We start from the raw sequence: 16,212 nt of genomic DNA on the forward strand, positions 1-16,212 counted from the left end.
GAAAATAGTATTAAAACAGTATGTTTTATTGTAAAAATAGATGGTGTTAATAAGTTTTTTAAAATTCCTAAGTTATTTATTTAGAATCAATAACCTTGTGAACTTTAAGAATATCCGACTCAAAATTCAGTGTGAATTTTCCTTGCCCGGATCTCACAATACTATCCATTTTTGGTGTAAGCCAAAAATAAAGCTTAGTATCTACAAAACTAAAACCTTTTGTATATTCTGCATTTATATTAATGTCATTAATAAATTTACCAAGACTAATGTTATTCTTATAAAAATTATCTTCGTCACCACCACCGCTGCTTTTATAAAGAATATCTTTTGCCAGTAATGAATCTTTAATTTTATATACTATTCCATTTTGAGTAAAGTTTATGCTAAACTGCGTTATGGCATCCATTGTACCACTTCTTCCCGGTTCCCTGCCATCTAATAACATTTTTTCAGAACGTTTACCGGCTTTAAATTCTTTTTTAAATTTCAAAATTATACCCATCCTGCCCTTCTGATTTTCATTATAGTTTTGTATAGTAAGACCCTCTACACTATCTCCCACAATTTGTACAACCTCTGCATCAATAGTTTTAACAGAATAATATTCGTTTGTCTTCTTAAAATTAAAAACTAAAATCACAACGACAATCAAACCTAAAATAAGGGCGATTGTAAGGACTATTTTTTTTATTGAAATCATAGTTTAGTTATAACGAAAATAGTATTAAAACAGTATGTTTTATTGTAAAAATAGATGGTGTTAATAAGTTTTAAATTAGTAGTATTGAAAGCAAAAAAAATGCGGTTGAATTTTACAATTCAACCGCACTTTTAATCTATATTATGTAGTACTATATACCAATCTCAACCTGAAAACGCAAATACCAGTTTTGTTTAGATGTCCCGTCAAGGTAATTAAGATCATCTAACGTTAGTTCGGCCTGTGCCTTAAAGGCATGTTCCCAAATATATTTTGTAACCCCAATGCTGTATTGCTTGGCATTTGGTGCCAGGTTTTGTATATCGCTGTTTACTTTCTGGGTAGAAAAACGGCCTATAATTTCGTAATCTGACAGGAATAAATAACTCAGTTCATAATCAAACCCGTGGCCTGTAAAAATATACTGCACATCGGTAGCATCAAGCGGGCTAACCGTAACAGGATTGTCTGCAATGCGCTGCATGTAGGCGCTCATAAAAGCCCAACCGTTATATTTTACCATCGCATCTAAAAGTATCGACTGCATATCACGTTTTTCAAAAAGGTCGTTCCCTAATTGCCCGCCCGTTCTCCTTGCCTTATTATTAAACTGGTAAGCACCGGACAACATTAACTTGGGTTTGGCTTCGCGCATAAGGTCGCCCTCAAAATAAGCTCCATCTTTAGTAAAAGAACCCAATGGGTATAACTCTACTTTACCGGTGTAAGCGAGTCCGTTATCGGGCTTATCGGTAGAGTTTCGGCCTTCGCCGGTACTTATCGCTCCCCGTAAATTGTACGAGAATTTGTCCATACGCTCATGCTGGTTATGCACCTGCACCCCAAAATCCCTGTCTATAGTAAAGCGTGCATTATTTATACTCCTGTCGGTTAGCTGCAAACCTCCGGATGAATTTACCCTCTGGCGGTTACCCGGCAATTTAGTTTGCCCAAAACCAAAATTCCAATGCTTGTTAGGACGATAAAACACAATTGCATCGCGAATAATGTTTATGTTCTCGCCATCTTTAATTTCGCCCACATCGCCGGGCGCAAAAGAAAGCTGTAGCGCATAAATAAATTTAGGGTTACCCACATAACCGTCAAAACGCAGGCGCAGGCGGCGTATCTGTCCGTCAATGGCAGACTCCTCCCCCTCATTCTGAATGTAAGTGGCGCGGTTTTGCATCCTGAAACGAATATTGAACTGAAAGATACTATCGGGAGATGTTATTCCTAATCCCTTACCGTAATTGTAATACGGCAATGCTGATAGTTTAAGGTCGTTATCCTTGGTAGTTTTTTTAATATCTATTTGCGCAGTAACTCCTGCACTAATTAACAAAATTAATAACGTTAATGCGTTCTTCATTTAGTGGATATAATTCTAAATTATCTTTTAAGTACTGCGTATTGCGTTAAATTACTTTAAGTTACGCGTCTATAAGACACAACTGTAAAGTTTGCGCAAACTTAATATTAATTATCATCACTCAATGTTACGTAAACGTTACGTTTACAAAAATTTAAAATTAACTTTGTTACTAACACCCTATACAATATAAGTTAGGAATTTTATTTTTGACTGCTTAAATAGTACCTTTGCAAAAATTTTTAGTTATGCCCGAATATATAGGATATCATTTTACAGTATCGCCCAAAGAGCCGGGAGCCGAAATACTTATGGCCGAACTGGAGTATACCCCATTTGAGAGCTTTGAAGAGACAGAGAACGGCCTTAGTGCCTACATACAAAAACAATTGTGGACAGAGGATGTATTAGAAGATATACAGATATTAGAGTCGGCAGAGTTTGAGATAACTTATATTGTTGAAGAGATTGAACAGGTAAACTGGAACGAGGAATGGGAAAAGAATTTTGAGCCTATTGAAGTTGATGATACCTGCAGGGTACGCGCTCCGTTTCATGAATACCGTGATGTAAAATATGATATTGTTATAGAACCTAAAATGAGTTTTGGCACCGGCCACCATGAAACTACATTTATGGTGATTAAGCATTTACTTGAAACTGATGTAGAGGGTAAGAAAACTCTTGATATGGGTTGCGGAACTGCTATTCTTGCCATTCTTGCAGAAATGAAAGGCGCACAGCCTATAGATGCAATTGATATAGATAACTGGTGTTACCTTAACTCTATAGAAAATGCAGAACGCAATAATTGCCACCATATTACCGTTTATGAAGGCGACGCAGCACTTTTGAAAGGTAATAACTATGATGTAATAATTGCCAATATTAACCGTAACATACTGCTAAATGATATGCAGCAATATGTTGACTGCCTTAATAAAGATGGCATATTATTATTAAGCGGTTTTTATGAAGAAGACATACCTTTTATAGACGCATCCTGCACAGAGAAAGGGTTAACGTTTGTAAATAAGCATCAAAAAAACAATTGGGTTGCTTTAAAATACGTAAATTAGCATTTTTAAATATTTGAATATGAGCACTAAAGAAAAGGTACTTGAAGAGGTACTTACAGAAGAGCAGGTGTCAAATAACAATGAGATTGTATTATATAATGACGAGGTTAATACTTTTGACCACGTAATTGACACACTAATGAAGGTATGCAGACATACCCCGGAACAGGCAGAACAATGTTCGCTTATTGTACATTACAATGGTAAATGCACTGTAAAGACCGGAGAATATAAAGACTTAGAGCCGCAATGTTCCTCGCTTCTTGAAGCTGGCTTAAGTGCAGAGATAATTTAAACAGGAGGGTGCCATAATCGGCATCCTTTTTATTTTTATTTTTATGTGATATTCAATTAATGAATTTATAATTCATAAAAATAGTTCTTATTATTACATTACAAATTGTAGCAGTTCTCAAGCAGTACAACAAAAGTCTAACTATACTTACATTACCTATACAACACCTATACATATTACATTTTAAAGCATAACTACAACGATATATTAAAGTGCAATCTGTATTATTAAATCAATAAAATCAACACTCTGCACGATTTAATTAAGTTGGTAAAAAATGGTATAGTTTGTATATAGGTGTATTAATTATATCGTTTTCGTTGATTAATTACTTTTACATCATAACCTTAAATTTTAACTTATGAAAGTAAAACAATTACTCAACAATAAATTTGTTAAGGCATCTGCCATAATGGGTTTATCTCTTTTAACCTTTAGTGGTTATTCTCAAATTAATGTAACGGTAGATACTACTATCCCCATAGAGCAATGGAACGGATATATGGTGGTAACCGGTACAGATGGTACTCCTGCATTTAATACCGGCTGGGGAGTAAGCGACATTAAAACCGAATTTGATACTACAAACAACCAGGTTATATTATATCCAAACTATAATACCTACGGTACGGGGATAGATCAGGACCCTACTTATTGGCAAATAGGAGAAATGGGAAATAAGATAATGGACGGAAGTACTTATATAGATACTGACGACCTTAACGGACAGAATTTTACTTTTAGTGGTAACGTTGTAAGCAATACCCTTGCTGCTGGTTATACAGCCATAGCATTTGTAAAAGTATTTAATGCAGATTATTCGTCAACATTTGCAAATATATCGGTACCGCTTACCACAGGGAATTTTACAGTAACATGCAACGGTGCCGATTATCCTGCCGCTGCACATGTGCAGTATGGTTTTACAGTACATGGCCTAAACGGAAATCCGGCACAAATGGCTGCTAATGGCAATGTAGTGGTTGGAGCTTCAGATCCTGTAATTGTAGAACCAACAGAAACTATTGTATCTATAAACACAGATTCTTCGCTTATTGCTTATGCCAACTGGTTTCAGCTTGACGGTACAACCTTTATTAATGGCAGCGCATGGAGTGTTGCAGATATTAAAACAGTACTTAATGCCGGAGATAATACTTTAGACCTGCACCCAAACTTTAGTGCATATACAGATGAGGTAACGAACAGGCCAAATGAAAGCGTTTTTCATAACGGAGAAATAGGTAATAGTATTTTTGAAGGCAATACCTATGTACAGGATGATACGTTAGCCGGGCAAACCTTTACTTATACAGGCAACACAATAAGCAACAGCCTTGCCGCCGGCTACGAGGCAACTGCTTTTATAAAAATATTTGATGCTAACTATAGTAACCTTCAAATGACAACTGCTCCACTTGTGGCAGCCGAAAACTTTAGCATCTCTGCAACTCCGGCGGCAGGTTCTCACGTACAGTACGGCTATGCCATTAAAGGATTAAACGCTAACCCTACCCAGGAAGCTACCTTAGGATTTGCCCGTGTAGGTCAGGCTATTGCAGCAGTAAAATCTGTAGCTAAAAACAATGTTGTTTTATATCCTAACCCTGTAGCTAATGTTTTAAACATTAACTCTCAGGATGTTGTAGAAAACGTACAGGTAATAAACATGTTAGGGCAAACGGTATTTACAGCATCGCCAAAAACAACTAACACATCACTCAACATGAGTGGGCTTAACAGCGGAGTTTATACAATAAATACTACTGTAAATGGTAAAATAAACTCATCGCGATTTATAAAACAATAGTTTTTCATTCATTTTTAATATTTCATGTTAATAGTTTAAACCGCCCTGCTTATGTGGGGCGGTTTTGTTATGTAATTCTTGTATATTCGTATTTAAAAACTTAAACAATTGGTAACTCCGAAAAAAATAGCCCTAATTTTTATATTATTACTTATTATTCCGGCTATGTCTCAGGACCTGCCGCCCATTATAAAATACAATACTGCCACATATAATGCCGGTAACCAAAACTGGATGATAAGCCAGGACAGTAACAGCTATCTTTATTTTGCAAATAATGAGGGGTTGGTAGAATTTAACGGCGCTGCATGGACGCTCTACCCTACTCCTAACGAAACTATTATGCGCTCTGTAAAAGTTATAGGAGATAAAATATACACAGGCTTTTACATGGATTTTGGGTACTGGAAACGCCAACAGGACGGCACTCTAAAGTATACGTCGCTTACTAAAAAAATCAGAAATAAGATTATTGATGATGAACAATTCTGGAATATTGCCCAGTATGACCATTGGGTTATTTTTCAGTCGCTTACCCAAATTTTTATTTACGATTGCAACACGCAGCAGTTTAATGTAATTAGTTCGTCTACAGGAATCAATAAAGTATTTACCGTAAACAATACTATCCTTTACCAAACCTTTAGCTCGGGATTGTTCGAAATTGAAAATGGCAAAAGCAGGCTGGTAAGCAATGCCCCTTTTTTCACGAACAATAAAATTGTGAACATTTACAGCCGCGAAGATGGCCTGCTTATACAAACGCAATACAATGGCTTTTACGATTTTAAAGGTGGTGCCATTAGCAAATGGATTACCGATGCAGATGCTGTATTGCAAACGAGCAGTATATACAGCAGCCAAATGCTTACAAATGGCAGCATTGCTTTAGGAACAGTATCTAATGGTGTTTATATATTATCGCCTAATGGTTCAACTCAATACCACATTACCCAGAACAGGGGGCTTAGCAACAATACAGCATTGTCCTTATTTGAAGATAAGGACAAGAACCTTTGGGTAGGGCTTGATAACGGTATAAACTGTATCAACATGCAGTCGGCAGTTCATAATTTTGTAGATGATACGGGCTTTTTAGGAACGGTTTATACATCTGTTTTATTTAAAGACATGCTTTATGTAGGTACAAATCAAGGCCTGTTTTACAAACCTTATAACACTAATACAGATTTTAAATTTATAACGGGAACAAAAGGCCAGGTATGGGCACTTTACCAGTATGACGGTACCTTGTTTTGCGGTCATGATTATGGCACTTATATAGTTAATGGCAACACTGCTACACAAATATTTTCGGGAATAGGCACATGGAAATTTGAACCACATCCCACAGATAAAAACCTCTTGCTACAGGGCAATTATTTAGGGTTGTCTGTATTAGAGAAAACTCCGGAAGGCTGGAAATTCAGGAACCGTCTTGCAGGTTTTGATAATTCGGCCCGTTATTTTGCCATAAGCGGTACTAACGAAATATATGTAAGCCATGAGTATAAAGGTATTTATCGTGTAAAAACAGATGCCGGTTACACAAGAGCATTGCTGACAACAAAATACAAATATCCGTCTAAGGGAAGGAATGCTGGGCTCACAAAATTTGGTGATGACATTTACTACGCCTACAAAGAGGGGATTTTTAAGCTTAATCCTAAGACCAAAAAATTTGAAAAGCAGGAGCAACTCAGCAAAATATTTAGTAACGACGAATATACATCTGGCAAACTGGTAACTGATTATTCTAATAAGCTCTGGTTCTTTAGCAAAAACTATATAAACTATTTCTCATCGGGCAAGCTTAATTCAGATTTAAAACATAATATTATACCCATCCCCTCTTCTCTAACAAACAGTATGTTAGGGTTTGAAAATATAACCCAGATTACACCAAGCACTTATTTAATTGGCACAACAGATGGGTATTACACTATAAATATTAAAGACATTAACTTTAAAAAATATAATATACATATTGCCACTGTTACGGCTAATGAAATGAATGCTAATGCTATTAACTATTCGATAACTGACGAAGGCGGTTTTAACCATTCAATAAACAACCTTGCATTTTCTTTTGCGGTTCCTGAGTATAGCAAGTATGTAAACACCGAGTTTCAATACAAACTGGAAGGCATTCAGGACAATTGGAGCGGCTGGAGCAGCAGGCTGGCAGCTAATTTTAAAAACCTGCCATCAGGAAGTTATGTATTTAAGGTGCGGGCTAAAACAGGAAACTCACTTTCCTCAAATACTGCTATGTATACATTTACAATTTACAAGCCATGGTATGCAACAACATTTGCCCTGATGATTTACCTTATACTTGCCATTATTGCTGCCTATCTAATAAACAGGGCTTACAAAAACTATTACCATACGCAAAAAGAAAAACTAATAGAAGAAAATAACAGGCTGCTCGAAATCAAAGAACTTGAAAATGAGCAGGAGTTAATGCGTTTTAAAAACGACCAGTTACAACTGGAGTTTGAAAATAAAAACCGAGAACTGGCTGTATCTACCATGAATCTTATTAAGAAGAATGAGTTACTGTCTACTATTAAAGACGACCTTAAAAAAACAAGTGAAGGCGATAAGAGTTTTAAATCTGTAATCACAACAATTAATAAAAACATTAATGAAGATGATACCTGGGATATGTTTAAAGAAGCCTTTAATAATGCGGATAAAGACTTTCTGAAAAAGATAAAAAAAATACACCCACTGCTAACACCAAACGATTTAAGGCTATGTGCATACTTAAGGCTTAATCTTTCATCTAAAGAAATAGCACCCCTGCTAAATATTTCAGTGCGAAGTGTAGAAATTAAGCGATATCGTTTGCGCAAAAAAATGGATCTACAGCATGAATTAGGCCTTGTTGAGTACATTTTATCAATTTAGGTAACTACATCAAAAGGCAAAAACACCTATACATTACCCATACAAATGGCTATTTACAAGGTTTTCGTTAACTATTAACGGCTACTGGTACTAATGACAATTTGTTGTTAACTCTGTGTTAATATAGCTATTGTTGCAATTATTTCAACTTTTTTGAGAATGTATGTTTTTTGTTGAGGTAAGTTTTAATAATAAATATTTTAACTGCCATAATTTTATAAAATCACAAAAACACATTTATATGAAGTCAAAATTATTTTTGATTGCCCTAATGCTAATTTCTGCAATTTGCTTTGCACAGGATGTAGAAATTGGCGGACAGGTAACAGAAGCAACAACCGGATTGCCTATGCCCGGTGTAAACGTTGCTGTAAAAAATTCTTCGATAGGTACAACTACAGATATGGATGGTAATTACACCATTAAAGTTCCTGTTGGCTCTGTAGTTGTTTACAGTTTTATAGGCTTTGAATCTTTTGAGAAAGTAGTTACCGCCAGTGCTACAATTGCAGTACAACTAAAAGACGGGGCAAAAAACCTTGATGAAGTTGTAGTTATTGGCTACGGTAGCCAGCGTAAAAAAGAAGTTACAGGTGCCGTAAGCACTGTTAACAGCGAAACTTTAGAACGTATAAAGCCTGTAAAAATAGAGCAGGCCTTACAGGGAACCGTATCTGGTGTAAATGTTACTTCAACATCGGGTTCGCCTGGTGCAGGGCTAACGGTAAGGATACGAGGAATCGGCACAAACGGATCCGGCAGCCCGGTTACGATTATTGATGGCTACCAGGGTGAACTTGGCCTTTTAAATCCAAGCGATATTGAAACCATAACCGTTCTTAAAGATGCTCAGGCAGCCATTTATGGTACCATAGGTGCTAATGGTGTAATATTAATTACTACAAAAAAGGGCCGTAAAAATCAAAAGCCTACATTGTCTTACAACGTATATACCGGCTTTCAGGAAACTACAAGAAAACTGCCTACACTTAACGCATCAGAATATGGAGCATTGCTAAACGAAAGTTATGCCAATGGCGGCCAGGCACTTCCTTTCCCTAATATTAGTACATTGGGTAAAGGCACTAACTGGCAGGATGAGGTTTTCGGCAAACAGGTACCATTGGTAAGCCATGATTTTACCTTAAGCGGAGGGTCAGATAAAATTGTATATTCTATTGGAGCATCGCACCTTGACCAGGAGGGTATTGTGGGAGGAAAAAAAGCCGATTTCCTGAGGAATACAGCAAGGATATCTCTTGGTGCCGACCTGAGTGAAAAACTTAAGCTAAACACTAATTTAATTTATACCCAGTTTGACAGAAGGACACTGGCCGAGAACGGATTAGGTTCTGTATTATTTAATACGCTTAATACCCCCTCTACCCTAACCCCGTATGATGAAAATGGTGATTTTACACTTGTGCCTGCCACAACCGGTTATGGTGCAGAGATTATAAATCCGCTGGCACAAATGGCAAATACATTTAACGCTTATAACTTCAAAAAAATAAACGGGACATTTGGGCTTGATTACGAACTTATAAAAGGCCTAAAACTTACAAGCCGTATGGGTTTTAATACCGCAAACAGCAAATCGAGGGTTTTTGGCAAACAGGTAAACTATGGCGGAAAAGTATATGATGTGCAGCGAAGTAGTGTTACACAAGGTGCTGTAAACGATAACAGTTATACGTTCGACTTTTTTGCAACCTACCAAAAAACAATTGCCGATAGCCATAACTTTACGGTAACGGCAGGTAACACCATCTACAGGGAATGGGGCAATGGTTTATATGGCACAGGCTTCGATGTACCATACAACTCATGGGATTATGCCGACATTAACCTTGCCAATGGTATTTCTACATCAAAAAGCACCAGTTCTTATACTTACGAAAACAGGAGGCTCTCTTATTTTGCCAGGCTGCAGTATGACTTTAAAGGCCGTTACCTCGTATCGGGTATGATACGCAGGGATATGTCTACCAAATTTGGACCGAATAATAAAACTGCTTATTTCCCGTCGGTTACAGGTGGCTGGATACTTTCTGAAGAGCCTTTTTACAACAAGTCATCTTTTATGAACTTTGCTAAAATAAGAGCCAGTTATGGTTCTTTAGGCAGCGATGATATTGGTATTGCTTATTTATCTGCACTGGGCGGCGAGGCTACTTATGTGTTTAATAACGCATTAGTAAGTGGTACTGCTACAGGCCAGGTACCTAACCCTAATGCTAAATGGGAAGAAGCACGCAAATTTGACGTAGGTACCGACCTGAATTTCTTTAACGACAAACTAACCTTTGTTGCAGACTATTTTATAGACATACGCAGGGACCTGCTTATCCAGAATATTCCGGTATCGGGCATTGTGGGTACTGGTGCACCGGGCGCAAGCTCGCCAACAGTAAATGCCGGAAGTGTAAAAAATTATGGTGTAGAGCTTGCCGCAGGTTACAAAGCCACAATAGGCAAAGACTTTAATGTAGATATAAACTACAATGTTACCTTCCTTAAAAACAAAGTGCTAGAAGTAAACAATGGTACAGGATTCTATCCGGGTGGTTCTTTTGGGTTAAACGAGCAAACATCAAGGATGGAAACGAATAAACCTATGGGCTATTTTTATGGATTACAAATGGACGGTATTTTCCAGTCACAAGCTGAGATTGACAATGCTCCATCTCAAAATGGATTAGGTTCTACAAACACAGCCCCGGGCGATATCCGATATAAGGATGTTAACGGCGATGGCATTATAACCGCCGCCGATAAAACTGATATTGGCAGCCCTATCCCATCGGCCATTATGGGCTTTAACCTAACCCTGAACTATAAAGGCTTCGACTTTACATCTTATGTATATGCCTCATTAGGCAACGATATGGTAAGGGCTTATGAAAGGAATGTACCAAACGGTAACCGCCTTAACTATGTGCTTAACCGCTGGACCGGCGAAGGCAGTACTAACGCGTACCCAAGAGTTACTACTGGTGCTACAAATAATAACCTGTTCTCTTCTTATTTTGTAGAAGATGCTTCTTACTGCAGGATTCAAAACATGCAACTGGGCTACTCTATAAACCCTGAAATGCTTGGTAATGCTGTTACTAAAGCACGATTTTATGTAGGTGTAAATAATGCCTTTACGTTTACAAAATACAGGGGCTACGATCCCGGGGCATCATCCGGGGCTGCCATTGGCGGCGGTGTAGACTACGGTTTTTATCCGGTACCAAGGACTTTTATGGTAGGGGCAAATATTAATTTTTAATGGTAATCAAAATGAAAAAGAAGATACTAACCGCAATAGCAGCCTTTTGCCTGCTATCTTTATCAATATCATGCGCAGATGACTTTGTAGATGCAAAGCCACCTTATACTATAGACTCTGAAACCTATTTTAATTCTAAACAGGATTACGAAAACGCACTAATAGGTGCTTACGACCTGTTGCAGTCTACTTATGTAAATGTTTTGCTGGGCGAAATAGCATCAGACAATACCCTTTGTGGCGGCGAAAGCGCTACAGATGTACCCGGTTTTGCACAGGTAGACCAAATGAGCCATACTCCTGTAAATGCCAACCTTAAAAATATTTGGGACTGGATGTTTGCCGGGGTAAACAGGGCAAATTACATTTTAGAATTTCAGAATAAAACTGATTTTGAGGGTAAAGAGCACATACTTGCCCAGGCACATTTTTTAAGGGCATACTATCAGTTTGAGCTTGTAAAATGGTTTGGCGGTATCCCTATGAAAGCTGATAAAAGATTTAGCGTAGGCGATGAGTTAACCATTCCGCGCTCATCTGCAACGGAGGTATATGCAGCCATCGAAGCCGATTTACTCTATGCTATTGCAAATATAGATACTAACGCCCCACAGGAAAGCGGGCGTGTAACTATAGGCGCTGCACAGGCATTATTGGGCAAAGCATATTTATATCAAAATAAAAACCAGGAAGCTGCTGCTATCTTAGAAACTCTTATACAAAGCGGCAGGTACACATTAGTGACTGATTATAACAAGATCTTCGAGAACGATATGGAAAACAACACCGAGTCTGTATTTGAAGTGCAATATACAGATGCCGAAGGTGCCGGTTTTGGATGCCTGCAGTGCAGCGAGGGTAATGTGGCTGTAGGTTTTAACGGGCCAAGATCTTTTGATGGACCCCTATTCGATTCCGGTTACAGTTTTAATATCCCGGTTCAGGCAGCCTATGACAGCTATGAAGATGGCGATCTTCGCCGTGATGTTGCCATACTTAATATAAGCGATTTTGCAAGCCAGAATACTAACTGGGTTAACGCTACAGGCGGTAATGGCGTATTGTATGGTGTTGGTTACCAGCATACAGGATATTACAATAAAAAGTACATACCAAGAAAAGGCGACCTTAACCTGGGCGATAAAATGCTAACCAATCCTAACAACTACAGGGCTATTCGCTATGCCGATGTATTGCTTATGGCTGCCGAAGCCAATAATAAAATAGGCAACGACGGCAAGGCACAAACGTATGTAAATATGGTAAGGACACGGGCCTTTGGTAACAGTAACCACAATTTTACCGATACAGGCAACTCTTTAGGAGACAGGATATGGGCAGAGAGAAGACGCGAGCTTATGGGCGAAGGCCACCGCTTTTTCGACCTTGTGCGCACAGGCCGTGGCGCACAGATACCAAATTTTACCGTGGGTAAAAATGAATTGTTCCCTATACCTTATGAAGAGATCCAGTTTTCTCATAACAACTGGCAGCAAAATCCACTCTACTAAAAAATTGTAACTCATGAAGAATATAAAATTTATAATAAGCCTGTTTTTTGTTGCCCTGCTTTTGGGCTGCGAGGGCGATGACAGCACCACTACATTTGCAGATGATGTAGCTGCTCCTACAAATATATCGGCATTATTAACCATTACCCAGGATAACACCGGCCTTGTAACCATTGCACCCAATGGCGAGGGCGTTACCGCTTTTGAGGTAACTTTTGGCGATGCTACTGCCCAACCTGAAACTGTTGAGCTTGGCGGAAAAGTTAACCACGTTTATGCCGAAGGTATGTATACGGTAAAGGTTGCCGGTGTAGCTATTAATGGCAAAAAGACTAATATAGATGTGCCTCTTACCGTAACCTTTGTAGCGCCCGAAAATCTTGATGTAACTGTAGCCACTGTGGTAGGAAACCCTTACTTAATTAATGTAACTGCAGAGGCGGACCTTGAAACCTTTTTCTCGGTATCGTGGGGCGAAGACCCTTTGGTAGCAACTGAGCAGTTTAATGAAGGCCAGGCTATGAGCCATACTTATGCTAATACCGGTACCTATACTATAACTGTAGTGGCTTACAGTGGCGGTGCCGCAACAAGTACGTTTACTCAGGAGGTTATAATATCTAACCCGTTAGTGTTGCCTATAAACTTTGAGAATGGCAATTATAATTTTGCAAATTTTGGTAATGCGGTAACTACTGTTATTGCAAACCCGGATCCTACCGGAATAAATACAAGTACAAGGGTAGCAAAACAAACTAAAAACCCGGGATCTGAAATTTGGGCAGGGTCGTTACTAACGTTAGATACTCCACTTACTAACCTTGCCACTATGCATTATTTCAGGATAAAAGTATGGTCGCCGGCTGTGGGTACAACTTTTAAACTAAAACTTGAAAATGTGCCTAATACTACAATAAGCTATGAGGCCGATGCTGTAACTACTGTTGCCAACCAGTGGGAAGAGCTGGTTTATAACTTCTCTGGTGCTAACACTTCTGCTTCTTATTCTAATGTAGTCTTGTTTTGTAATTACGGCGTTCAGGGTAATGGCCAGTCCTATTATTTTGACGATATAGTACAGGCAGCATCGGGAGGCTCTGTTGGTTTTCCTTTAACTTTCGAAGATGGTAGCGCAACCTACGTATTTAATGACTTTGGTAATGCTTACGGCAGCAAAGTAGCAAACCCGGACGTATCCGGCATAAACACAAGTACCACAGTAGGAAAATATTATAAAAATTCCGGATCTGAAACATGGGCAGGTGTAGCAATGCCTATGACAAATCCTATAGATTTTTCTGCGATGCAAAAGGTAAAGGTAAAAGTATGGTCGCCACGTGCAGGCATTATAGTACTGCTAAAATTTGAGAATATTAACCCAACACATAATACAGCACTGGATATTGAAAGGCAGGCAACCACCACAGTAGCCGGCGGATGGGAAGAGCTAACGTATGATTTTACAGGAATAAACAATGCTAATAATTACCAGATGGTTGTATTGTTCTTCGATTTTAATGTTCGTGGTGCAAACGAAAGTTTCTACTTCGACGATATAAAATTATCTAACTAAAAAAACTATGAAAAATACTTTAAAAAATTTAACGGGTTTCCTGATGCTGTTACTGTTTGCTACAGGATGCCAGGACGACGACAGCACCTTTGGCAATGTAACAACGCCATCTAACTTAGATTTAAGTTATGAGATCGTGGGGGCTAACCAGGCAAACCCTAACGGAGACGGCAGCGGTATGGTAGTGCTAAAAGCACATGCAGATAATGCCATGACCTACAAATTTATTTACCCTGATGCTACCAGCGATACTAAGCCTGCCGGATTAATGAACAAACGCTTTACCACCAATGGTGTTAACAGCTATGTAGTTACTGTGGTGGCTTATGGCACAGGAGGATCGGCGGTTACAGGAACAATTACTGTAGTCGATTTACTTAGCCTTTTTGATGATCCTGAAACAACACGCATACTTACAAACAATGGTACTAAAACATGGTATTGGTCGGCAGCAGAGCAAAATCATTTGGGTGTAGGCCCTAACGATGCCGCTGATACCGAGCATAACTTCTGGCCTTACTGGTATGGCGCAGGCCCGTTTGAAAAAGCAGGCGGCACAAGCAGCTGTATGTATAATGCCAAATTCACATTTTCGTTAGATGGTAACCAGATAAGGTTTACCCAGGATAATGGCGGCGCTACCTTTTTTAATAAAGCATTTGCATCTATAGCAGGCGGCAATGGATCTGAAGATATTTGTTTGGCTTATAATACAACCGGGCAAAAAACAGTACTCCTGTCTCCGGCAGAATCTGTTGTTGCACCAGAGCACAGTACAGGTACACAAATGACCTTTACCGATGGTGGTTTTATGGGCTATTATATTGGAGCAAGTACTTACGAAATTCTTGAAATATCCGAAAACCGTATGGTAGTAAGGGCTGTACAGGGCAATGACCCGGCAACGGCATGGTACCATATTTTTACAACCCAGGATCCTAATGCACCCACTGCCCCCGTATTTACTAACCTTGTATGGGCAGACGAATTTAATACCGATGGCGCTCCCGATGCTACTAAATGGTCGTTTGAGCTTGGCGGTGGTGGCTGGGGTAACCAGGAACAGCAGGTTTATACTAACCAAAATGCAACTGTAAGCGACGGAACCTTAAAAATTACTGCCAAAAAAGAAAATGACGGAACTTACACTTCATCGCGACTGATAACTCACAATAAGAAAGATTTTACTTATGGTATGGTAGAGATTAAAGCTAAACTACCAAGCGGTGCCGGTACATGGCCTGCCCTGTGGATGCTGGGATCTAACTATGTAGAAAATCCTTGGCCGGGCTGCGGAGAGATTGATATAATGGAGAGCGTGGGCCGTGCCCCGGATGTTATTAGCAGCACCCTGCACTACCCGGGCCATTCCGGCGGTGGCGGAGATTCTACCTCTAAAAATGTTGCAGGCATTTCTACCGATTTTCATATTTATACTTTAGTGTGGACAGTAGACAGCCTTAAATTTTATGTAAGGGATAATGAAACAGACCCGCTTCCTGCGCCATATAAAATATTCACCAATCCGGGAACTCCGTTTACCTCTAACTTCTTCCTGATCTTTAATGTAGCTATGGGCGGAACTTTAGGCGGAGCCATAGACCCTGGCTTTACACAATCTGCCATGGAGGTAGATTATGTGCGCCTTTACCAATAAGCCTTTCCTTTACAATAAC

At 38.9% G+C, this 16,212-nt stretch carries 10 protein-coding genes; 8 read left to right on the top strand and 2 right to left on the bottom strand.

Features of this window, described 5'->3' with window-relative positions:
* Positions 1-76: 76 nt before the first annotated feature.
* Both F565_RS0101045 and F565_RS0101050 read right to left on the bottom strand, forming a co-directional pair.
* Positions 77-703, bottom strand: a complete 627-nt coding sequence (locus tag F565_RS0101045) for a hypothetical protein (protein WP_020211330.1) — start codon at positions 701-703, stop codon at positions 77-79.
* 151 nt (positions 704-854) lie between these two features.
* Complete coding sequence (locus F565_RS0101050; protein WP_020211331.1) at positions 855-2,075, bottom strand: porin; 1,221 nt, start codon at positions 2,073-2,075, stop codon at positions 855-857.
* A 248-nt stretch (positions 2,076-2,323) separates the two neighbouring features.
* Here F565_RS0101050 and prmA point away from each other — a divergent pair, with 248 nt between their 5' ends.
* From prmA to F565_RS0101090, 8 genes are all read left to right on the top strand, one after another.
* The gene (gene prmA / locus F565_RS0101055) at positions 2,324-3,154 is read left to right on the top strand and encodes a 50S ribosomal protein L11 methyltransferase (protein WP_020211332.1); all 831 of its coding nucleotides are present in this window, start codon (positions 2,324-2,326) and stop codon (positions 3,152-3,154) included.
* 19 nt (positions 3,155-3,173) lie between these two features.
* A complete protein-coding gene (locus tag F565_RS0101060) occupies positions 3,174-3,449 on the top strand; it encodes an ATP-dependent Clp protease adaptor ClpS (RefSeq protein ID WP_020211333.1) in 276 nt (91 codons plus the stop codon).
* Between the two features lie 361 nt (positions 3,450-3,810).
* A complete protein-coding gene (locus tag F565_RS0101065; protein ID WP_020211334.1) occupies positions 3,811-5,259 on the top strand; it encodes a T9SS type A sorting domain-containing protein in 1,449 nt (482 codons plus the stop codon).
* A 108-nt stretch (positions 5,260-5,367) separates the two neighbouring features.
* On the top strand, positions 5,368-8,175 hold the full coding sequence (locus F565_RS0101070) for a helix-turn-helix and ligand-binding sensor domain-containing protein (RefSeq protein ID WP_231559615.1): 2,808 nt from the start codon (positions 5,368-5,370) through the stop codon (positions 8,173-8,175).
* Between the two features lie 241 nt (positions 8,176-8,416).
* Positions 8,417-11,452, top strand: a complete 3,036-nt coding sequence (locus tag F565_RS0101075; protein WP_026299809.1) for a SusC/RagA family TonB-linked outer membrane protein — start codon at positions 8,417-8,419, stop codon at positions 11,450-11,452.
* A gap of 11 nt (positions 11,453-11,463) precedes the next feature.
* Positions 11,464-12,963, top strand: a complete 1,500-nt coding sequence (locus F565_RS0101080; protein ID WP_035641809.1) for a RagB/SusD family nutrient uptake outer membrane protein — start codon at positions 11,464-11,466, stop codon at positions 12,961-12,963.
* Between the two features lie 13 nt (positions 12,964-12,976).
* A complete protein-coding gene (locus tag F565_RS0101085) occupies positions 12,977-14,536 on the top strand; it encodes a PKD domain-containing protein (protein ID WP_020211338.1) in 1,560 nt (519 codons plus the stop codon).
* A gap of 7 nt (positions 14,537-14,543) precedes the next feature.
* The gene (locus tag F565_RS0101090) at positions 14,544-16,193 is read left to right on the top strand and encodes a glycoside hydrolase family 16 protein (protein ID WP_020211339.1); all 1,650 of its coding nucleotides are present in this window, start codon (positions 14,544-14,546) and stop codon (positions 16,191-16,193) included.
* Positions 16,194-16,212: the final 19 nt, after the last annotated feature.

It is taken from the genome of Flavobacterium rivuli WB 3.3-2 = DSM 21788, from assembly GCF_000378485.1.
GTDB classification, from domain to species: domain Bacteria; phylum Bacteroidota; class Bacteroidia; order Flavobacteriales; family Flavobacteriaceae; genus Flavobacterium; species Flavobacterium rivuli.